Source organism: Streptomyces sp. AK010 (assembly GCF_014207295.1).
GTDB classification, from domain to species: domain Bacteria; phylum Actinomycetota; class Actinomycetes; order Streptomycetales; family Streptomycetaceae; genus Streptomyces; species Streptomyces massasporeus.
This window is the reverse complement of sequence record NZ_JACHCX010000010.1, coordinates 126,398-146,973: the sequence shown is the minus strand read 5'-3', so window position 1 is coordinate 146,973 and position 20,576 is coordinate 126,398. Positions and strand designations below refer to the sequence as shown.

At 70.6% G+C, this 20,576-nt stretch carries 21 protein-coding genes, 1 tRNA gene and 1 pseudogene; 14 read left to right on the top strand and 9 right to left on the bottom strand.

The window, feature by feature from the left end; all coding sequences use genetic code 11:
• The first annotated feature begins 43 nt into the window (after positions 1–43).
• From HDC93_RS20545 to HDC93_RS38605, 3 genes are all read left to right on the top strand, one after another.
• Positions 44–532: a phage holin family protein gene (locus HDC93_RS20545; protein ID WP_185012337.1), complete on the top strand. Its 489-nt coding sequence runs from the start codon at positions 44–46 to the stop codon at positions 530–532.
• Positions 529–1,479: an alpha/beta fold hydrolase gene (locus tag HDC93_RS20540; protein WP_185012336.1), complete on the top strand. Its 951-nt coding sequence runs from the start codon at positions 529–531 to the stop codon at positions 1,477–1,479. Before HDC93_RS20545 ends, HDC93_RS20540 begins: the two co-directional genes overlap by 4 nt.
• Positions 1,480–1,607: 128 nt before the next feature.
• Positions 1,608–1,790 carry a hypothetical protein gene (locus HDC93_RS38605; RefSeq protein WP_078885154.1) on the top strand — a complete coding sequence of 61 codons (183 nt, stop codon included), beginning with the start codon at positions 1,608–1,610 and terminating at the stop codon, positions 1,788–1,790.
• 68 nt (positions 1,791–1,858) lie between these two features.
• On the opposite strand, the gene HDC93_RS20535 is transcribed toward HDC93_RS38605, so the two are convergent.
• The 3 genes from HDC93_RS20535 to nth all read right to left on the bottom strand — a co-directional run bounded on the left by HDC93_RS20535 (position 1,859) and on the right by nth (position 5,208).
• On the bottom strand, positions 1,859–3,058 hold the full coding sequence (locus tag HDC93_RS20535; RefSeq protein WP_185012335.1) for a MarP family serine protease: 1,200 nt from the start codon (positions 3,056–3,058) through the stop codon (positions 1,859–1,861).
• A gap of 13 nt (positions 3,059–3,071) precedes the next feature.
• On the bottom strand, positions 3,072–3,767 hold the full coding sequence (locus tag HDC93_RS20530; protein WP_185012334.1) for a CoA pyrophosphatase: 696 nt from the start codon (positions 3,765–3,767) through the stop codon (positions 3,072–3,074).
• A gap of 325 nt (positions 3,768–4,092) precedes the next feature.
• Positions 4,093–5,208 (bottom strand): endonuclease III, encoded by a 1,116-nt coding sequence (nth, locus tag HDC93_RS20525; RefSeq protein ID WP_185012333.1) that lies wholly within the window; start codon positions 5,206–5,208, stop codon positions 4,093–4,095.
• 335 nt (positions 5,209–5,543) lie between these two features.
• Between nth and HDC93_RS20520 the strand changes: the two genes are divergently transcribed.
• On the top strand, positions 5,544–6,218 hold the full coding sequence (locus tag HDC93_RS20520) for a Crp/Fnr family transcriptional regulator (RefSeq protein WP_010031945.1): 675 nt from the start codon (positions 5,544–5,546) through the stop codon (positions 6,216–6,218).
• A 74-nt stretch (positions 6,219–6,292) separates the two neighbouring features.
• Here the strand turns inward: HDC93_RS20520 and HDC93_RS20515 are convergent, their stop codons facing one another.
• The 4 genes from HDC93_RS20515 to HDC93_RS20500 all read right to left on the bottom strand — a co-directional run bounded on the left by HDC93_RS20515 (position 6,293) and on the right by HDC93_RS20500 (position 8,714).
• Entirely contained in the window at positions 6,293–7,123 is an 831-nt protein-coding gene (locus HDC93_RS20515) for an MBL fold metallo-hydrolase (protein ID WP_185012332.1), read from the bottom strand.
• Positions 7,120–7,989: an NUDIX hydrolase gene (locus tag HDC93_RS20510; RefSeq protein ID WP_185012331.1), complete on the bottom strand. Its 870-nt coding sequence runs from the start codon at positions 7,987–7,989 to the stop codon at positions 7,120–7,122. Before HDC93_RS20510 ends, HDC93_RS20515 begins: the two co-directional genes overlap by 4 nt.
• Positions 7,990–8,094: 105 nt before the next feature.
• Positions 8,095–8,556, bottom strand: a complete 462-nt coding sequence (locus HDC93_RS20505) for a RidA family protein (protein WP_030846166.1) — start codon at positions 8,554–8,556, stop codon at positions 8,095–8,097.
• The gene (locus tag HDC93_RS20500; RefSeq protein ID WP_097218487.1) at positions 8,556–8,714 is read right to left on the bottom strand and encodes a DUF4177 domain-containing protein; all 159 of its coding nucleotides are present in this window, start codon (positions 8,712–8,714) and stop codon (positions 8,556–8,558) included. The genes HDC93_RS20505 and HDC93_RS20500 overlap by 1 nt, the downstream gene beginning before the upstream one ends.
• 107 nt (positions 8,715–8,821) lie before the next feature.
• On the opposite strand from HDC93_RS20500, the gene HDC93_RS20495 reads away from it, so the two are divergent.
• Positions 8,822–9,799 (top strand): ArsA-related P-loop ATPase, encoded by a 978-nt coding sequence (locus tag HDC93_RS20495; protein ID WP_185012330.1) that lies wholly within the window; start codon positions 8,822–8,824, stop codon positions 9,797–9,799.
• Positions 9,800–10,004: 205 nt separating this feature from the next.
• Positions 10,005–11,441, top strand: a complete 1,437-nt coding sequence (locus HDC93_RS20490; protein ID WP_185012329.1) for an ArsA family ATPase — start codon at positions 10,005–10,007, stop codon at positions 11,439–11,441.
• A 135-nt stretch (positions 11,442–11,576) separates the two neighbouring features.
• Here HDC93_RS20490 and wblA read toward each other — a convergent pair whose 3' ends face one another.
• Complete coding sequence (wblA, locus tag HDC93_RS20485) at positions 11,577–11,915, bottom strand: transcriptional regulator WblA (protein WP_030846174.1); 339 nt, start codon at positions 11,913–11,915, stop codon at positions 11,577–11,579.
• 408 nt (positions 11,916–12,323) lie between these two features.
• Here wblA and HDC93_RS20480 point away from each other — a divergent pair, with 408 nt between their 5' ends.
• A complete protein-coding gene (locus HDC93_RS20480) occupies positions 12,324–14,615 on the top strand; it encodes a transglycosylase domain-containing protein (protein WP_185012328.1) in 2,292 nt (763 codons plus the stop codon).
• Between the two features lie 234 nt (positions 14,616–14,849).
• On the opposite strand, the gene HDC93_RS20475 is transcribed toward HDC93_RS20480, so the two are convergent.
• The gene (locus HDC93_RS20475; RefSeq protein WP_031105819.1) at positions 14,850–15,314 is read right to left on the bottom strand and encodes a GatB/YqeY domain-containing protein; all 465 of its coding nucleotides are present in this window, start codon (positions 15,312–15,314) and stop codon (positions 14,850–14,852) included.
• 134 nt (positions 15,315–15,448) lie between these two features.
• Here HDC93_RS20475 and HDC93_RS20470 point away from each other — a divergent pair, with 134 nt between their 5' ends.
• The 7 genes and pseudogenes from HDC93_RS20470 (at position 15,449) to HDC93_RS20445 (ending at position 20,410) form a co-directional block, all read left to right on the top strand.
• Positions 15,449–16,387: a metallophosphoesterase gene (locus tag HDC93_RS20470; protein WP_185012327.1), complete on the top strand. Its 939-nt coding sequence runs from the start codon at positions 15,449–15,451 to the stop codon at positions 16,385–16,387.
• Positions 16,388–16,495: 108 nt separating this feature from the next.
• Positions 16,496–17,266 (top strand): Pr6Pr family membrane protein, encoded by a 771-nt coding sequence (locus tag HDC93_RS20465; RefSeq protein WP_185012326.1) that lies wholly within the window; start codon positions 16,496–16,498, stop codon positions 17,264–17,266.
• A gap of 47 nt (positions 17,267–17,313) precedes the next feature.
• Positions 17,314–17,387, top strand: a tRNA-Pro gene (locus tag HDC93_RS20460).
• Between the two features lie 346 nt (positions 17,388–17,733).
• Positions 17,734–18,246 (top strand): IS3 family transposase, encoded by a 513-nt coding sequence (locus HDC93_RS38600; RefSeq protein WP_185012325.1) that lies wholly within the window; start codon positions 17,734–17,736, stop codon positions 18,244–18,246.
• A 40-nt stretch (positions 18,247–18,286) separates the two neighbouring features.
• Positions 18,287–18,577, top strand: a pseudogene (locus tag HDC93_RS39705) (IS5/IS1182 family transposase); the annotation flags it as partial.
• A gap of 147 nt (positions 18,578–18,724) precedes the next feature.
• Entirely contained in the window at positions 18,725–19,561 is an 837-nt protein-coding gene (locus tag HDC93_RS20450; RefSeq protein ID WP_185012324.1) for a DUF2182 domain-containing protein, read from the top strand.
• Between the two features lie 192 nt (positions 19,562–19,753).
• Positions 19,754–20,410, top strand: a complete 657-nt coding sequence (locus HDC93_RS20445; protein ID WP_185012323.1) for a DUF1326 domain-containing protein — start codon at positions 19,754–19,756, stop codon at positions 20,408–20,410.
• Positions 20,411–20,576: the final 166 nt, after the last annotated feature.

The window sequence follows — 20,576 nt, the reverse complement described above, 5'->3', positions numbered from 1 at the left end:
GGAAGACGCGACATCGGACCGTACGCAGAAGAGGGAGACCGCGATGAGCGCACCCGACGGCAGCCCGGTCGGCGCCGAACGCAGCATCGGCCAGCTGTTCGCCTCGGCGACGGCGGAAATGTCGGCGCTGGTGCACGACGAGATCGCGCTGGCGAAGGCGCAGCTCAAGCAGGACGTGAAGCGCGGCGCCACGAGCGGCGGCGCCTTCTCGGCGGCCGGCGCGGTGCTGATCTTCTCGCTGCCGATGCTGAACTTCGCGCTGGCATACGGCATCCGCACCTGGAGCGACTGGAACCTCGCGGTCTGCTTCCTGCTGTCGTTCGCGGCGAACGTGCTGGTCGCGGGCGTCCTCGCGCTGGTCGGCGTGATCTTCGCGAAGAAGGCCAAGAAGAGCAAGGGCCCGCAGAAGGTCGCCGCGTCGATGAAGGAGACCGCGGTCGTGCTGCAGACGGCCAAGCCGCATCCGCGGCCGGAGCTCCCGCAGGACCGGGTCCCCGAGGCCATCGAGGCTGTGGCACGCTCGTCGTCATGACAGACCCCGCCAATCCCCCCGCACAACCGGCTTCGGCTGTCCTCCTCGACGTTCCCGGCGGGCGCGAGGTGAGCCATCGCGACGTCGCCGCCAACGGCGCCCGCTTCCACATCGCCGAACTGGGGGACGGGCCGCTGGTCCTGCTGCTGCACGGCTTCCCTCAGTTCTGGTGGACCTGGCGGCACCAGCTGGTGGCGCTCGCCGACGCCGGCTTCCGGGCCGTCGCCATGGACCTGCGGGGCGTCGGCGGCAGCGACCGCACACCGCGCGGCTACGACCCCGCCAACCTCGCGCTCGACGTCACCGGCGTCATCCGCTCCCTCGGCGAGCCCGACGCCGCGCTGGTCGGCCACGACCTCGGCGGATACCTCGCGTGGACGGCCGCCGCGATGCGCCCCAAGCTGGTGCGGCGGCTGGCGGTCTCGTCCATGCCGCACCCGCGGCGCTGGCGCTCGGCCATGCTGAGGGACGTCAAGCAGAGCCGCGCCGGTTCACACATCTGGGGATTCCAGCGGCCCTGGATCCCGGAGCGGCAGCTCACCGCCGACGACGGGGCCCTCGTCGCGGAGCTGATCCAGGAGTGGTCCGGGCCGCGCCCGCCCGAGGACGAGGCGCTGCAGGCGTACCGCCGCGCCATGTGCATCCCCTCCGCGGCGCACTGCGCGGTCGAGCCGTACCGCTGGATGGTGCGCTCCCTGGCCCGCCCGGACGGTATCCAGTTCAACCGGCGGATGAAGCGGCCCGTGCGCGTGCCGACCCTGCATCTGCACGGCTCGCTCGATCCCGTGATGCGCACGCGCAGCGCGGCCGGGTCCGGCGAGTACGTCGAAGCCCCCTACCGCTGGCGCCTGTTCGACGGACTCGGCCACTTCCCGCACGAGGAGGACCCGGTCGCCTTCTCCTCGGAACTCATCAACTGGCTGCGGGATCCCGAACCCGACCGGTGACCGGCCGGCCCCGCCCGGTCACCGGCACGTGAACGGTTGTCTGACGAACGGCCAATTGCCCGGCGCATAGGCCAATTGGACGCCCCGGGAGCGGTTATCGACCATGGGGCGGGGGCACACGTCGGGGTATGGGCTGGACGCACGACTACAGTGACGCAACCCGCAATCGCCGCTCGGCGGGCGGTGCGAACCCCCACCGGCGAAGCGGCGCACCGCAGATGGCGACCGCGGACCCCCGGGTGGGGATTCCGCGTATCCTCCGCCGCCGGGCCCGCTGGGTGTCCGTACGACTGCGCCACACTCGCGACTGAGGCATCACTCGCGCGAGTGACACCCCGCCACCTGCCGCTCCCCGGCCGCGCCTGGAGCGGCCCGAGCCCTACAGGGCGCAGCTGTCGCTGCCCACCTGCTGGGTGGCGGTACGACCCTTGGTGATGTCATCCCGGATCTCGTCCACGGTCAGGGCGTATCCCGTCTCCGCGTCGTCGAGCGACTTGGCGAAGACGACGCCGTAGACCTTGCCGTCGGGGGTGAGCAGCGGGCCGCCGGAGTTGCCCTGGCGGACGTTCGCGAAGAGGGAGTAGACGTCGCGGCGGACCGTGCCGCGGTGGTAGATGTCCGGGCCGTTGGCGGTGATGCGACCGCGCACGCGGGCGGCCCGCACGTCGTACGCCCCGTTCTCCGGGAAGCCCGCGACGATCGCGCCGTCGCCGCTGCTCGCGTCGTTCTCGGTGAACCGCAGGACGGGCGCCTTGAGATCGGGCACGTCGAGGACGGCGATGTCGCGCCGCCAGTCGTAGAGCACGACCTTGGCGTCGTACTTCCTGCCCTCGCCGCCTATCTGCACGGTCGGCTCGTCGACTCCGCCCACCACGTGCGCGTTGGTCATCACGCGGCGGTCGGAGAAGACGAAGCCGGTGCCCTCCAGGACCTTGCCGCAGCTCGGGGCCGTGCCCATGACCTTGACGATGGAGCGCTGGGCGCGGTTCGCCACGGGACTGTTCGCCAGCGCCGGGTCGGGCGGCTGGACGTCGGTGATCGGCTCGTTCGAGAAGGGGCTGAAGACCTGCGGGAAGCCGTTCTGTGCGAGGACGGAGGAGAAGTCCGCGAACCAGGTGGCGGCCTGGTCCGGCAGGGCCTGCGAGACGCCCAGCAGCACCTTGGAGTTGCGGACCTCCTTGCCGAGCGTCGGCAGTGTGGTGCCCGCGAGGGCCGAGCCGATCAGCCAGGCGACCAGGAGCATCGCCACGACGTTGACCAGGGCGCCGCCGGTGGCGTCGAGGGCCCGGGCCGGGGACCAGGTGATGTGCCGGCGAAGCTTGTTGCCGAGGTGGGTGGTGAGGGCCTGACCGACGGAGGCGCAGACGATGACGACGACGACCGCGACGACGGCGGCGGTCGTGCTCACCTCCGCGTTGTCCGTCAGCGCGTCCCAGATGACGGGCAGCACGTAGACCGCGACGAGGCCACCGCCCAGGAAGCCGATCACCGACAGGATGCCGACGACGAACCCCTGGCGGTACCCCACGACCGCGAACCACACGGCGGCGACCAGCAACAAGATGTCCAGCACGTTCACGGAGGCCACCCTGTCATGCGCGCCGGTCGAGCGGGACCTGCTTCTCCCGGTCCCAGGGCCGCTCCCAGCCCGCGAAGTGCAGCAGCCGGTCGATGATTCCGGCCGTGAAACCCCAGACAAGGGCGGATTCGACCAGAAATGCCGGACCTCGGTGACCGCTGGGGTGGATGGTGGTCGCTCTGTTTGCGGGATCCGTGAGATCCACCACGGGGACGGTGAAGACCCGGGCGGTCTCGTTCGGATCGACCACGCCGACGGGGCTGGGCTCGCGCCACCAGCCCAGCACGGGTGTGACGACGAAGCCGCTGACCGGGATGTAGAGCCGGGGCAGGACGCCGAAGAGCTGGACGCCGGACGGGTCGAGGCCGGTCTCCTCCTCCGCCTCGCGCAGGGCGGCCCGCAGCGGGCCGTCGCCGTGCGGGTCGCCGTCCTCCGGGTCGAGGGCGCCGCCCGGGAAGGAGGGCTGGCCGGCGTGCGAGCGCAGGGAGCTCGCGCGCTCCATGAGCAGCAGTTCAGGGCCGTGCGCCCCTTCACCGAACAGGACCAGCACGGCGGACTGCCGCCCCGCCCCGTCCTCCGGGGGCAGGAACCGGCTCAGCTGCCTCGGCCGGACGGTCTCCACGGCGTGCACCACCGGGTCCAGCCAGCCGGGCAGCCCGTCCTTGCTCAGCGCCACCGGGCCGCCCTGTGTGTCGCTCGCACGCGTCATCGCCACCCCCGTCGTCCTGCCGCATCCAACGCACGGCGGGCCCGAGATCGTTCCGCGAACGCCCGGGATTCCCAGAACGGGCGGCGCGTGGGGCTCTTCCAACGGCGTGTGGAGCTCTTCGGGTGGCGCGCGGGGTTCTTCGGATGGCGCGTGGGGCTCTTCGCGCCGCACGCCGGGCCGCTCGGGCGGCGCGTGGGACTCTTCCAACGGCGTGTGGAGCTCTTCGGGTGGCGCGCGGGGTTCTTCGGATGGCGCGTGGGGCTCTTCGCGTCGCACGCCGGGCCGCTCGGGCGGCGCGTCGGGAACTGCGGGCGCCTCGGGCAGCTCATCCGGCCCCCAGCGGCGGCGCCGGTTTGCCGCCCGCGTCCAGGTAGGCCTGCGGGGGCTTCAGACGCTGCCCGGGGAAGCCGCCCTTCTCGTACTTGAGGAGCTTCTTCGCCTTCTCCGGGTCGGTCTCGCCCTCGCCGTAGGCCGGGCAGAGCGGGGCGATCGGGCAGGCGCCGCACGCGGGCTTGCGGGCGTGGCAGATGCGGCGGCCGTGCCAGATGACGTGGTGCGACAGATCCGTCCAGTCGCTCTTCGGGAAGAGCGCGCCGATGGCGGCCTCGATCTTGTCCGGGTCGGTCTCGCCGGTCCACCGCCAGCGGCGCACCAGGCGCTGGAAGTGCGTGTCGACGGTGATGCCGGGGCGGCCGAAGGCGTTGCCGAGCACGACGAACGCGGTCTTGCGGCCGACGCCGGGCAGCTTGACCAGGTCCTCCAGCCGGCCGGGCACCTCGCCCCCGAAGTCCTCCACCAAGGCCTTCGACAGCCCTATGACCGACTTCGTCTTGGCCCGGAAGAAGCCGCACGGGCGGAGGATCTCCTCCACCTCCTCGGGGTTGGCCGCGGCCAAGTCCTCCGGGGTCGGGTACTTGGCGAAGAGGGCGGGTGTCGTCTGATTGACGCGCAGGTCGGTCGTCTGGGCGGACAGGACCGTGGCGACGACCAGTTGGAAGGGATTCTCGAAGTCCAGCTCGGGGTGCGCGTACGGAAACACTTCGGCGAGCTCACGGTTGATCCGGCGGGCCCGGCGGACCAGGGCGGTGGGCGACTCGTCGCCCGGCGGGTGGACGACGGCCTTGGCGGGGGCGGCGCCCTTGAGACGGGCGGTGGCCTTCTTGGGCGCGACCGCGACCTTCTTGGCGGCGGGCGCCTTCTTCACGGCGGCACCCTTCGAGGCCTCCTTGGCGGCAGAGGTCTTGGACGCGGCCTTCTTGGCGGACGCGGCCTTCTTCGCGGACGCCGTCTCCTCGGTAGACGCGGCGCCCTTCGCGGAGACCGCCTTCTTCGCAGAGGCGGCCTTCTTCGCAGCCCCGGCCCCCCTCGCGGAGGCCGTCCTCTTCGCAGCCCCGGCCCCCCTCGCGGAGGCCGTCCTCTTCGCGGAAGCCGCCTTCTTCACCGCTTCCGTCTTGCTCTCTTTCGCCGTTTTCCTGCCGCCATCGGGGCTCTGTTCGCCCACAGCGGAATCGCGACGTACAACCACCCGCGCAGCCCCCTCGGCCTGTGCTCTCACCGGCGATTTGGACACCCGGCCAGCCTAAGGCCCGGCACCGACATCCGCCCCGGCCCCTGAAGATCGGCGCCCAATTGGACCCCTGCCGCGTACCCCGGGACACGTGTGCGGCATCCTTGTGACAGATCACACTGTTTGGACCGCCCGGCAAAATGGGCACCACGGTCCCTCGGTACACGGGGGAGCAAGATCCCCTGAGCAGGTCGAATAGGAGAGAACTCGTGGACGACGTTCTGCGGCGCAATCCGCTCTTCGCGGCGCTCGATGACGAGCAGGCCGCGGAGCTCCGCGCCTCCATGAGTGAGGTGACCCTCGCCCGCGGTGACTCGCTGTTCCATGAGGGCGACCCCGGTGACCGCCTGTACGTGGTCACGGAGGGCAAGGTGAAGCTCCACCGCACGTCCCCCGACGGGCGCGAGAACATGCTGGCCGTGGTCGGCCCCGGCGAGCTCATCGGTGAGCTCTCGCTGTTCGACCCGGGCCCGCGCACCGCGACCGCCACGGCACTGACCGAGGTCAAGCTGCTCGGCCTCGGCCACGGCGACCTCCAGCCCTGGCTGAACGCCCGCCCGGAGGTGGCCACGGCGCTCCTGCGCGCCGTCGCGCGCCGGTTGCGCAAGACCAACGACGCGATGTCCGACCTCGTCTTCTCGGACGTCCCGGGCCGTGTCGCCCGCGCCCTGCTCGACCTGTCGCGCCGGTTCGGTGTGCAGTCCGAGGAGGGCATCCACGTCGTGCACGACCTCACGCAGGAGGAGCTGGCCCAACTCGTCGGCGCGTCCCGCGAGACGGTCAACAAGGCCCTCGCGGACTTCGCCCAGCGCGGCTGGCTGCGCCTGGAGGCCCGCGCGGTGATCCTCCTGGACGTGGAGCGCCTCGCGAAGCGCTCGCGCTGACGCACACACCCGCCCGTACGTCGTCGGGCCCCGTCTCCTCACGAGACGGGGCCCGACGTCATGGCCGCGCACGGTCAGATGAGCCCGTGCTCCTCCAGGTAGTCCAGCTGGGCCCGTACCGACAGCTCCGCCGCGGGCCACAGGGAGCGGTCCACGTCGGCGTAGACATGGGCGACGACCTGCGCGGGGGTGCGGTGGCCGTCCTCGACGGCCGTCTCGACCTGGGCGAGGCGGGTGGCGCGGTGGGCGAGGTAGTACTCGACGACGCCCTGGGCGTCCTCCAGGACCGGGCCGTGGCCCGGCAGGACGGTGTGGACGCCGTCGTCGACCGTGAGCGAGCGCAGGCGGCGCAGGGAGTCCAGGTAGTCGCCGAGGCGGCCGTCGGGGTGGGCCACGACCGTCGTGCCGCGACCGAGGATCGTGTCGCCGGTGAGGACCGCACGGTCGGCCGGGAGGTGGAAGGAGAGGGAGTCGGCGGTGTGGCCGGGGGTGGGCACGACGCGCAGTTCCAGCCCGCCGGTCGTGATCACGTCTCCGGCGGCCAGGCCCTCGTCGCCCAGCCGCAGTGCCGGGTCGAGGGCACGCACGCGTGTGCCGGTCAGCTCGGCGAAGCGGGCGGCGCCCTCCGCGTGGTCGGGGTGGCCGTGGGTCAGCAGGGTGAGGGCGACGCGCCGGCCGGCCTGTTCGGCGGTGGCGATAACCCGGCGCAGGTGCTCGTCGTCCAGCGGCCCCGGGTCGATCACCACGGCCAGGTCCGAGTCGGGCTCGGAGACGATCCAGGTGTTCGTGCCGTCCAGGGTCATCGCCGACGCGTTGGGGGCCAGGACGTTGACGGCCCGCGCGGTGGCGGGCCCCGAGAGGACCCCGCCGCGGGGCTGGCCGGGAAGGGCGCTTGCGTCCGTCATGCGGTGGCTCCACCGGTCGGGATGTGCTTGGTGAACTCGTCGTGGCCCGGCCAGGAGAGCACGAGCTCCCCGTCCACCAGACGGGCGGTGGCCAGGACGGGCGTGAGGTCACGCCCCGGGGCGGCGTCGAGCGCCCCGGCGGCCGTCTCGTACGCCGTCAGCTGGCGCAGGGTCGCGATCGTCGGCGGCATCATCAGCATCTCGCCCTTGTCGTACCCGGCTGCCGCCTCGCCCGGCGTGATCCACACCGTGCGGTCGGCCTCCGTGGAGGCGTTGCGGGTGCGCTGCCCCTCGGGGAGCGCGGCCACGAAGAACCAGGTGTCGTAGCGGCGGGCCTCGAACTCCGGGGTGATCCAGCGGGTCCAGGCGCCGAGCAGGTCGGAGCGCAGGACGAGGCCGCGCCGGTCCAGGAACTCCGCGAAGGACAGGTCCCGGGCGACCAGGGCGGCCCGGTCGGCCTCCCAGTCGGCGCCCGTGGTGTCACCGACGACCGAGTCGGCCGCCGGTCCGGCGAGCAGCACGCCCGCCTCCTCGTACGTCTCCCGCACGGCCGCGCAGACGATCGCCTGGGCCGCCGTCTCGTCGACGCCGAGCCGATCGGCCCACCACGCGCGCGTGGGGCCCGCCCAGCGGACGTGATGGTCGTCGTCGCGCGGGTCGACACCGCCGCCCGGATACGCGTACGCGCCTCCGGCGAAGGCCATGGAGGCGCGTCTGCGCAGCATGTGGACGGCGGGGCCGCTGCCCGTGTCCTTCAGGAGCATGACGGTGGCCGCGCGCTTCGGGGTCACCGGGGTGAGGGTGCCGGCCGCGAGTGCGCGGATGCGGTCCGGCCACTCCGGGGGGTACCACTGACCGTTCGCCATGGGCGCGAGGCTATCCCGTGACGGGCGGATGTTCGAGTGGCCCCGGGGACGAATCCGCAGCTGGGGCCACCGAAGAGGGCGGGGTACGGGGTGCGCGGCCGGGTGCTACGCGAGCTCCACCTGGATCTCGACCTCGACCGGGGCGTCCAGCGGCAGCACCGCGACGCCCACGGCGCTGCGCGCGTGCACGCCCTTGTCGCCGAGGACCTCGCCGAGCAGCTCACTCGCGCCGTTCAGCACCGCGGGCTGGCCCGTGAAGTCGGAGGCCGAGGCGACGAAGCCGACGACCTTCACCACGCGCGCGATGCGGTCCAGGTCACCGGCGACGGACTTCACGGCGGCCAGGGCGTTCAGCGCACACGTGCGTGCCAGCTCCTTGGCCTCCTCCGGGGTGACCTCCGCGCCGACCTTGCCGGTGACCGGAAGCTTGCCGTCCACCATCGGGAGCTGCCCGGCGGTGTAGACGTACGGTCCGGACTGCACGGCCGGCTGGTACGCGGCGAGCGGCGGGACCACCGCGGGCAGGCTCAGGCCGAGCTCGGCCAGCTTCGCCTCGACGGCGCCCACTACTGCTTCTCCCGCTTCAGGTAGGCCACGAGCTGCTCGGGGTTGTTCGGCCCGGGCACGACCTGGACGAGCTCCCAGCCGTCCTCGCCCCAGGTGTCCAGAATCTGCTTCGTGGCGTGGACGAGCAGCGGCACAGTCGAGTATTCCCACTTGGTCATGCGGCCGACTCTAGCCCCTGGCGGGCGGGGGCCACGCGGCCCACCACCGCACCGGTTATCCACAGCCTCCCGCGTAGCACGGGCCCGGACTGGTTAGGCTCGAATACGTGAGCAGGCTCCAGGTCGTCAGCGGCAAGGGCGGTACCGGCAAGACCACGGTGGCCGCGGCCCTAGCGCTGGCCCTGGCCACGGAGGGGAAGCGGACGCTTCTCGTCGAGGTCGAGGGCCGTCAGGGCATCGCGCAGCTCTTCGAAACGGAAGCGCTGCCTTATGAGGAACGGAAGATCGCGATAGCACCCGGGGGCGGGGAGGTGTATGCCCTCGCCATCGACCCCGAACTGGCCCTTCTGGACTACCTCCAGATGTTCTACAAGCTGGGCAGCGCCGGACGGGCCCTGAAGAAGCTCGGCGCGATCGACTTCGCCACCACCATCGCGCCCGGCCTCAGGGACGTCCTCCTGACCGGCAAGGCGTGCGAGGCGGTGCGCCGCAAGGAGCGCAGCGGGCGGTTCGCGTACGACTACGTCGTCATGGACGCCCCGCCGACCGGGCGGATCACCCGCTTCCTGAACGTGAACGACGAGGTCGCGGGCCTCGCCAAGATCGGCCCGATACACAATCAGGCGCAGGCCGTGATGCGGGTGCTGAAGTCGCCGGAGACGGCCGTGCACCTGGTGACGCTGCTGGAGGAAATGCCCGTCCAGGAGACCGTGGACGGCATCGCCGAGCTGCGTTCGGCGCGGCTGCCGGTGGGGCGGATCATCGTGAACATGGTCCGGCCGGAGGTGTTGGACGAGACGGACCTGGAACTCGTACGGACGGTCGCGCGTTCCACGGTCGCGCGGTCCCTGTCGTCCGCGGGGCTCGGCGGGGCGCGGCGCGGAGGGCACGCCGAGCGGCTGGTGGACCCGCTGCTCACGCAGGCCGAGGAGTACGCCGAGCGGTACACGCTGGAGCACGAGCAGCGGGCGGTCCTGACCGAACTGGGCCTGCCGCTGCACGAACTGCCGCTGTTCGCAGAGGGCATGGATCTGGCGGGGCTGTACGAGCTGGCCCGTGAGCTGCGCGAGCAGGGCGTGTCATGAGCCGGAGCGGACAGGGCACGCGAGCAGCACGCGTCACGAGCCGACACGGACACGGCACGCGAGCAGCACGCGTCACGAGCCGACACGGACACGGCACGCGCGCGGCACGCGTCACGAGCCGACACGGACACGGCACGCGAGCAGCACGCGTCACGAGCCGCGACAGACAGGCAAGGCCCGTCATGAGTCGGAAGCAGGGGATGTCATGAGTCGCTCGGACCCGGCCCACACCCACGACCCGGCCCGCCGGCACCTCGCCCCCGCGCGCCTGCTCGACGTCGATCCGCTGCTGGAGAACCCGAAGACCCGGATCGTGGTCTGCTGCGGCTCGGGCGGGGTCGGCAAGACCACCACCGCGGCGGCCCTGGGCCTGCGCGCGGCCGAGCGGGGCCGCAAGGTGGTCGTCCTGACCATCGACCCGGCCCGCCGGCTGGCCCAGTCCATGGGCATCGACTCCCTCGACAACACTCCGCGCCGGGTGAAGGGCATCGACGACTCCGCGGGCGGCGAGCTGCACGCGATGATGCTCGACATGAAGCGCACCTTCGACGAGATCGTCGAGGCGCACGCGGACGGCGAGCGGGCGGCCGCCATCCTGGGCAACCCCTTCTACCAGTCGCTCTCTGCGGGCTTCGCGGGCACGCAGGAGTACATGGCGATGGAGAAGCTCGGGCAGCTGCGCGCCCGGGACGAGTGGGACCTGATCGTCGTCGACACCCCGCCCTCCCGTTCGGCGCTGGACTTCCTGGACGCGCCCAAGCGGCTCGGGTCGTTCCTGGACGGCCGGCTGATCCGGCTGCTGACGGCACCGGCGAAGCTGGGCGGCCGCGCCGGGATGAAGTTCCTGAACGCCGGGATGTCGATGATGACCGGCACCCTCGGCAAGCTGCTCGGCGGTCAGCTCCTCAAGGACGTCCAGACGTTCGTGTCCGCGATGGACACCACCTTCGGCGGTTTCCGCACGCGCGCCGACGCGACGTACAAGCTGCTCCAGGCGCCGGGCACGGCGTTCCTCGTGGTGGCGGCCCCGGAGCGGGACGCGCTGCGCGAGGCCGCGTACTTCGTGGAGCGGCTGGCCGCGGAGGACATGCCGCTCGCCGGTCTCGTGCTCAACCGGGTGCACGGCAGCGGCGCCGACCGGCTGTCGGCCGAGCGGGCGCTCGCCGCCGCGGAAAATCTTGAAGAGCCCCGCATTGTGGATCAGGAGGGCGGGAAAGCAAGTCTTCGTAACTCTCCCGACGCACACGACAGTTCAGACTCTCCCACGTCCGGAACACCAGATCAGGCCCTGGCATCGGCTCCCGAGGGTGGCTCCCCCACCGAAGACGCCGAGCATGCCGAGGACACCGAGCACACCACGGACTCTGAGCACGCCGACGACCCCGAGCGGTCCGTCGACCAGCTCACCGCAGGCCTGCTGAGGCTGCACGCCGATCGCATGCAGTTGCTCTCCCGTGAGCAGCGCACGCGTGACCGCTTCACCGCGCTCCACCCCGAGGTGGCCGTGACGGAAGTGGCCGCGCTGCCCGGCGACGTGCACGACCTCGCGGGACTGCGCGACATCGGCGACCGCCTCGCGGCCGACGAACGCGAGCTGCCCGGCCCTGCCGACCAGCCGGAGCCGCCTGAGGCGCGTGCCTGAGGCGCGTGCCCGGAGGGCAACCCGGCGAGGGCGCAGGGCTCGTGACGAAGGGCGAAGAACCCGTAGGTGATGGCGAAGGGCCCGGAGAGGGCCCTCGAACCTGGACCTGGGAGGCTCCCCGGAGGGAGGGGCTCCTCAGCTCACCGCCGCGTAGTTCTCGTAGATCTCGTCGTCGTCGAGGGGCAGAACACCGCACCCCCGCTCGTACTCCGTGCGCGCCGTCTCCAGCAGCCGGCGCCAGGAGGTCACAGTGGGACGCCTGCGCAGCAGTGCGCGGCGCTCCCGCTCCGTCATGCCTCCCCACACGCCGAACTCGACGCGGTTGTCGAGCGCGTCGGCCAGGCACTCCGTGCGCACCGGGCATCCGGTGCACACCGCCTTGGCCCTGTTCTGCGCTGCTCCTTGAACGAACAGTTCGTCCGGATCGGTAGTGCGGCAGGCCGCCTGCGCACTCCAGTCGACTACCCAGCCCATACCGGCGCCGTCCTCTCCCGAATCGAGGCTCCCCCACGGCGGCAGCGGCATATTCACCGCCGCCAGTTGAGGACGTTACGGAAGGTGGGCACAGCGCAACACCCCCTTCGGGCCCAATCTTGAATGGCCCGAACGGACTATGGGTAAGCGGCAGATCACCCGGGGGAGTGAGCTGGCGACATACGTAACCTTCCCGGCAAACCGGAACAGTTCAGTTGCGTCACATGGGACGCCGTATGACACACAAGGCGGATTCGGACACGGCCCCATCAAAAAAGTTGGGGAACACCCGGAACGATTCGGGGTCGTCGGACGTATTGATACGTGACCTCACTGCTGTGACAGTTGAGAGCAGCTTAGGCCAAGGCCTATACGCCTGTCCGGCGAATGAGAACGTAGGCTGCCCTCATGCCAAACAAGCGCTCGGGCGGTGGTCTGTCTCCCACGCAGCAGGCCGCCAAGTTCCTCGGTGTCAGTGTCCTCGCGGGAGCCGTGCTGGCCGGCATCGCGCTGCCCGCGGTGGGCGCACTGGGACTGGCGGCCAAGGGATCGGTCGAGAGCTTCGACGAGCTCCCGGCCAACATGAAGACCCCGCCGCTGAGTCAGCGCACCACGATCCTCGACGCCGACGGCGGCCAGATCGCCACGGTCTACTCGCGCGACCGCACGGTGGTCCCCCTCAAGGACATCTCGCCGTACATGCAGAAGGCGATCGTCGCGATCGAGGACTCGCGCTTCTACCAGCACGGCGCGGTCGACCTGAAGGGCGTCCTGCGCGCCCTCAACAAGAACGCGCAGACCGGCGGAGTCTCCGAGGGCGCCTCCACGCTGACGCAGCAGTACGTGAAGAACGTCTTCATCGAGGAGGCGGGCGACGACCCGACTAAGGTCGCGCAGGCCACCCAGCAGACCATCGGCCGCAAGATCCGCGAGCTCAAGTACGCGATCCAGGTCGAGGAGGAGCTGGGCAAGAAGAAGATCCTCGAGAACTACCTGAACATCACGTTCTTCGGCCAGCAGGCCTACGGCGTCGAGGCCGCCGCCCAGCGCTACTTCTCCGAGTCCGCCGAGGACCTCAGCCTGGAGCAGGCGGCCCTGCTCGCCGGCATCGTCCAGTCGCCCAGCCGGTATGACCCGGTCAACGACGAGGCGGAGGCCACCAAGCGCCGCAACACCGTGCTGCAGCGCATGGCGGCCGTCGGTGACATCTCCCGGGCGCAGGCCGCCGACGCGATGAAGGCGCCGCTCGGCCTGAAGGTCAGCAAGCCCAAGAACGGCTGCATCACGGCGGTCAAGGGCGCGGGCTTCTTCTGTGACTACGTGCGCGAGGTCTTCCTGACCGACCCGGTCTTCGGCAAGACCAAGGAGCAGCGCGCGAAGATCTGGAACCAGGGCGGCCTCACCATCCGCACAACGATGGACCCGCAGTCCCAGAACGCGGCGCAGCGCTCCATCAAGGACCACGTCTACAAGAGCGACGAGGTGGCCACCGCCGCCTCCATCGTCCAGCCCGGCACCGGCAAGATCCTCGCCATGGGCCAGTCGCGTCCGTACGGCTTCAAGAAGAACGAGACGCAGATCAACCTCTCCGTCGACCAGTCGATGGGCGGCGGCATGGGCTACCAGCCCGGTTCGACGTTCAAGCCGATCGTGGCCGCAGCGGCCCTCGAGGACGGCATGCCGGCGAACAAGGTGTACTCGTCGCCGTACCGGATGGCGTACCCGAGCCCGGTCTCGGCCTGTGACGGCAAGCGGTGGATGAACGACCCCAACAGCCCGGCGAAGCTCCAGAACGAGAATTCCTCCGAGGTCGGCCCGTACGACATGCGGGAGGCAACCGCCAAGTCGGTCAACACCTACTACGTGCAGATGATCAGCGACATCGGCATCTGCCCGGTGACGACGATGGCCAAGAAGATGGGGGTCGTGCGGGCCGACGGCGACAAGATGCCGCAGGTGCCCTCCATCGCCCTCGGCACCCAGGAGATGTCCCCGCTGACCATGGCGAACGCGTACGCGACCTTCGCCTCGCGCGGTATGTACTGCACGCCGATCGCCATCGAGTCGGTCAACCGGCGGGTCGGTGACAAGACCACGTCGCTGGAGGTCCCGAAGTCGACCTGCTCGCGCGCGATGTCGGAGAACACCGCCGACACGATCAACACGCTGCTGAAGGGCGTCGTCGAGGACGGTACGGGCACGAAGGCGGGCCTCGGCAGCCGTCCCAGCGCCGGCAAGACCGGTACGACGGACGAGCGCTACGCGGCCTGGTTCGTGGGATACACGCCGAACATGGCCGGTGCGGTCTGGGTCGGCGACCCGGCGCACAAGCGGAAGATGTCCGGCATCACCATCGGCGGCCGGTCGTACGGCAAGGTCTTCGGTGGCGAGGTCCCCGGTCCGATCTGGCGCGACATGATGTCCGGCGCGCTGGAGGGCAAGCCCGTCGAGAACTTCAACTCCGTCCACATCCCCGACAGCAAGCCCCGGGACCGCGGTGACGGCGACGGGGACGGCGGCCGTGACGACGGGGGCAACGGCGACAACGGCAACGGTGGCAACGACGGCTTCATCGGCGGTCTGGTCGGGGGCAACAACGGCGGAGGCGGCGACGAGCCCACGCCCTCGTTCTCCATCCCGGAGGGCTTCATCCGGGGGCAGGGCAACGGCGGGAACGGCAACGGCGGCCGGTTCGGCTGAGCCGGCGGCGTGACCTCACGCGACGAAACGGCCCCCTCTCACCCGCGTGGGTGGGAGGGGGCCGTTTCGTCCGACCGAGACGTCGGCCCGCGCCTGGCTGTAAGGTCGCCTGACCGAAAGGTCACCTGACCGAAAGGTCACCTGACCGAAAGGTCACCTGACCGAAAGATCGCCTGACCGAAAGATCGCCTGAGCGAAAGATCAGCCGACGTCCGACCGAGATGTGCTGGAGGATCAGCCGGCCAGCAGCTTCTTCACCGCGGCGGCGACGCGGCCGCCCTCGGCCTGACCGGCCACCTTCGGGTTCACGATCTTCATGACCGCACCCATGGCCCGCGGACCCTCCGCACCGGCCGCCTTCGCCTCCTCGACGGCCTGGGCGACGATCTCCTGGAGCTGCTCGTCCGACAGCTGCTGCGGCAGGTACGTGGCGAGGACCTCGCCCTCCGCCTTCTCCCGCTCGGCCTGCTCGGCACGACCGCCCTGCGCGAAGGCGTCGGCCGCCTCGCGCCGCTTCTTCGCCTCCCGGGTGATCACCTTCTGCACCTCGTCGTCGGAGAGCTCGCGCTTCTCCTTGCCCGCGACCTCCTCCTTGGTGATCGCGGCGAGCGTCAGCCGGAGCGTCGAGGAACGCAGCTCGTCGCGCTCCTTGATCGCAACGTTGAGGTCTTCCTGCAGCTTCGACTTGAGCGTGGTCATGGGGTCGATTGTCGCAGGTGCGGGAGGAGCGGCGCCCCTCGATTTGTGGGGAGGCCGTCTGATGCCCGGTGCCGTCAGGGGATTCCGGGGCACCGCCCCGGTACGGGCATTCCCGGGTCTGACACGATGGTCTTATGCGCGCGCGATACGGAATACCCCTGGGAATCGCGGCGGCTGGCGCCGCCGGACTGCTGTACTCGGCCGGCTTCGAGGCTCGCTCGTTCCGCCTGCGCCGGGTCACCGTCCCGGTCCTGCCCCCGGGGATGCGTCCCCTGCGCGTGCTCCAGGTCTCCGACATCCACATGGTCGGCGGCCAGCGCAAGAAGCAACGCTGGCTGCGGTCCCTGGCGGGCCTGCGCCCCGACTTCGTGATCAACACGGGCGACAACCTCTCCGACCCGGAGGGCGTCCCGGAGGTCCTGGACACGCTCGGCCCCCTGATGGACTTCCCCGGCGCGTACGTCTTCGGCTCCAACGACTACTACGGCCCCAAGCTGCGCAACCCCGCCCGCTACCTGCTCGAGAAGGCCCAGGGCCGCCACGGGCTCAACGGCAACGCGCCGGCCGAGGGCGTGGTGCACAACCCGTGGGAGGACCTGCGGGACGGTTTCGACGCGGCGGGCTGGCTCAACCTGACCAACACGCGCGGCGAGCTCAAGCTCGAGGGCGGCTCGGTGGAGCTCACGGGCCTGGACGACCCGCACATCAAGCGGGACCGCTACGCGCAGGTGGCGGGCGGCCCGTCCGAGGCGGCGGACTTCTCGATGGGCGTCGTGCACGCCCCGTACCTGCGCACCCTGGACGCCTTCACGGCTGACGCCTACCCCCTGATCCTGGCCGGCCACACCCACGGCGGCCAGCTGTGCATCCCCTTCTACGGCGCCCTGGTCACCAACTGCGACCTGGACACGAAACGGGTGAAGGGCCTGTCCACGCACACGGCCGAGGGCAACACGTCGTACCTCCACGTGTCGGCGGGCTGCGGCACGAACCGCTACACACCGGTACGGTTCGCCTGCCCGCCGGAGGCGACGTTGCTGACGTTGGTGGGGCGCGGGGTCCGGGGGAGGTAACGCGAGGGGGCCGACCGGGCCGCCCACCTGCGTCGGTCTGACCAGGTGCGTAACCCGCACAGCCCCGCCCACATCGCCCCCTATGTCCGTTTCTGCCAGCGTGGGGGCATGCCCGCCCCGATCCCCCGGGACATCCCGGACCTCCCAGCGATACCGTCCCCGCCGGCACTGAAGCCCGCCCCGGTGCCGGCCACAGCCGTCGTCTCCCCGGTCCGCCGCCCCGCGGCCGCGGCCTTCCGCCTGCTGATCGCCCTCGCGGCGGTCGCGGGTGTCACCGTCGAACTGCTCCTCGGTGACCCGTCCCGGGTCCTGAGCTCCTTCGCGATCCAGAGCAACATGCTGCTGGCGCTGGTCATGGCACTCTCGGCCCGCCGCGCATGGACGGCGAGCCGGCCCCTGCCGGGTGCCCTACTGGGCGCGACGCTGCTCTACGTCGTCATCGCGGCCCTGGTGCACCACCTGCTCCTGGCGAACGCGGCGAGCCCGTTCTCCCTCACGGGCGAGGCCGCCACCCCGACGGGCCGGCAGGCCCTCTCCGACGCGGTGCTGAACACGGTGACCCCGATCGCGGCCGCACTGGACTGGCTCCTGCTCACGTCCCCCGGCCGCATGCGCCTCCGCCAGGCCAGCACGTGGCTCCTCTACCCCATGGCCTACCTGGCCTTCTGCCTCACCCGGGGCGAGCTGCTCCTCCCGGGCACCCCCGACCGCTACCTCTACCCCTTCCTGGACGTCGGCCAGGACGGCTTCAAGCGCGTTCTCGGCAACGCCCTCCTCCTGGGCCTCTCCTTCTACGCCCTGGCCGTGCTCCTCGTGGGCCTCGACCACGCCCGCCCGAACCCCGTCCGCCAGCGCGGCAAAACCGGATTTCGTCTCTAGCCACCGGTGGGCTAAAGTAAACGTCGTCGCCGCGACAGCAGCGACATCGGGGTGTAGCGCAGCTTGGCAGCGCGCTTCGTTCGGGACGAAGAGGTCGTGGGTTCAAATCCCGCCACCCCGACAGCTGAAACACCAGGTCAGGGCCGGTGCTGAGAGATCAGCAACGGCCCTGATTTGCGTTGCGGACACATTTTGGGAGCCGACTTCGGGGAGCGGCTCCCCAGCGAGATGTTCCGCCTTCGAGTGCGCCGTGCGCTCCGCAAGAGTCACCCCACGGCTTGTGCCGAGGAGACACCAGACGGTACGACGATCGACATGCACCGATGGTCTCCGTCAAATGACCGGCAGCTCGCACTCCTCACCCGCATCAGAGGCTGATCCGACCCCGTCACGTCGGACAGCCCCGAGTTCGCTCTCACCGCCCCGCGCGCTCAAGGAGCGGCGCCTGATCACCATGCCCAAGCAGGATGGGAAGTGGCAGGCGGAGATCACTGACGCGGGGCGCTTCTACCTGGAACACGGCCATCACCCGGACCGGGGAGACCTCCGCCCGCGCGGACGCCGACCTGGTCCTGACCACCCTCGAGTACGCGCTCGCGAGCCGGGAAGTCGAACCGGGCAAGCTGATCCACCATGCGGATCACGGCTGTCAATACACATCCGTGAAGCTCACAACCCGACTGCTGCGAGCGGGCGTTGAAGCATCCATGGGCTCGGTCGGGGACAGCTACGACAACGCTCTCGCGGAGAACCTGTGGATGATCATCAAGACGGAGTGCATCCGCGGCCGCGTCTACGCCACCCGGGCCGAGGCGAACCTCGCTCTGTTCGAGTACATCGACGGCTTCTATAACTCCCGGCGCATCCAGAAGCGGCTCGGCTACCTCAGTCCGGTCGAGTTCGAGGAGAAGCACTACGCCAACCAGGCAACGGCCGAACGAACGAATCTGAAACCCCGTAAACCCGCCCTGACCAGCTGATCAGCACCTCCCGCACGCCGGGGGAACCTCAGGGGGCGCGTTGGCTGGTATCTCAGCGGATGATCCAGAGTGGATCCTGGCTGACCGAGTTACAGTTCGCCACGCTGGTGGCGTCGGCGGGGCGGCGACTTCCAGCGACCATCCCTGGCGACGGCTCCAGGCCGACCGTGTGTTGTCGGCAGCGACGTACTGGCGAACCGATATCACGTTGCGACAGGTGGCACCGCTGGCGGGATCTCGAAGTCCGCCGGCCGACGGCATCCTCGATCATCTGGCACCGCTGGTGGCCATCCCGCCGGTCCTCCGGACACGCAAGGGCACCGTCTACATTTGTCGCCGGCGTATGAATTCGCTGAGCCATTCTTCTAACGGGCTCGCTCACCTCCAGGACACCGCCTTTATACTCAGTGCGGTCCGGGCGGGTCGCGTCTCAGGTGCAGCTGTGCTGTTCTGGAAGCAGCAGCAGGAGGCGACTCCGATGCATCGCAGCTGGGCTACTGCGTTCGTACCCTCTCGGTCGCCCGCACCGACCGGAGCGGGCGGGACGTTGCTGCCCGCGCGGGATCTCGCGGCCGGCTGGATCCTCGTCGTCCTGATCGCGGTCCCCGCCTGGGCGCTGACCATCGGGCAGGCCCGGGACATGGGGGTCGAACCCGGCACCATGGGGATGGCACTGCCCCTCTTCCTGCTGCTCTGGGTGACGATGATGGCGGCCATGATGCTGCCGTCCATGGCACCGGTGGCCATCACCTGGGTGCGAGGCATCGGACGGCAGTCCTCCGGCTGGATTCGGGCCGCCCGCACCATCGAGTTCGTGAGCGGATATCTGCTGGTGTGGACGGCCTTCGGACTGCTCGCCTACGGTGCCCTGGCCCTCACCGGCGACCTGGTGGACGACCATCCGACCGCCGGACGCTGGATCGGCTCGATCGCCTTCCTGCTCGCGGGCCTGTACCAGCTCGGGCCGCTCAAGCACGTCTGCCTGCGGCACTGCCGCGACCCGCTGGGCCATCTGGTGCGCTACGCCGGCTTCCGGCGACCGGCCCGCGACCTGCGGGTGGGCGTCCACCACGGCGCCTACTGCGTCGGCTGCTGCGCCGGGCTGATGGTCGTCCTCGTACCCCTCGGCGTGATGAACGTGGCGGCGATGGCCGGACTGGCCTTGGTGATCTTCGCGGAGAAGCTGTGGTCCCGCGGCTGGCTTCTCTCCGGCGTCGTGGGCGTCGCCTTCGTCGTCCTGGCCGTGCTCGCACCGTTCCAGGACTGGCTGCTGCCGGGGCTGCAGGGCTCGATGCCGTCCATGGACGGCATGTGATCCCGTGTCCCGCCCCTCTCGCACCGTCACCGAGGCGCCACGCGCGCGATTGCCGACGTGGAACGGTTTCCCACCCGGGACGCGAGGTGCAAGCTGGAAGGGAGGCCACCCTCCCGGACCCGGGAGCGGGCTCGGGATACGCGGTCTCGCACTCCGAGTGAGCCCTTTCGGGCTCGGCGGGAGGGAAGCGAGATGACAGAACAGGCCACCACCGGTACACGCTGGCACCTGGCCGGCGACTGGTTCGATGTGTGCAAGTGCGCCATACCCTGCCCCTGCACGTTCGCGCAGCCCCCGACCTACGGCGACTGCGAGGGCGTACTGGTCTGGCACATCCGGGAAGGCACCTTCGGCGACGTACGGCTCGACGGTCTCAACGTCCTGATGCTCGGCTCCTTCGAGGGCAACCCGTGGACCGGCACGCACACCGCTCCGTACGCCGCCGTCTTCCTCGACGAACGCGCCGACGACGAGCAGCGGGCCGCACTCGGGGCCGTCTTCGGCGGTGAGGCAGGAGGATGGCCGGCCCAGTTCGGGGAGATGTTCCACCCCGAGATGCGTGGCATGGACATCGCGCCCATCGTCGTGGAGATCGACGAGGACCTTGCCACCTGGCGAGCCGAGATCCCGGGCCGCGTCACGGCGAGCGCCGAGGCTCTCACCGGCCCGACCACGCCGGACGGCGCTCGCGTCCAGGTCCACAACGCCCCGGGCGCCGAGGTGGGGCCGGGCCAGGTCGCCACGTGGGGCCGGGCCACCGTCGACCGCGCCGACGCGTTCGGCTTCACCTGGGAACGCTCCGGCAAGTCGAGCAAGCACTTCCCGTTCGACTGGAGCGGCCCTGACTGAGGAGGCGGCCGGTCTGGGCTCCGGACTCCGGGCACCGGGCACCGGACTCCGGGCACCGGACTCCGGGCACAGGGCACAGGGCACAGGGCACAGGGCACAGGGCACAGGGCACAGGGCACAGGGCACAGGGCACAGGGCACAGGGCACAGGGCACAGGGCACAGGGC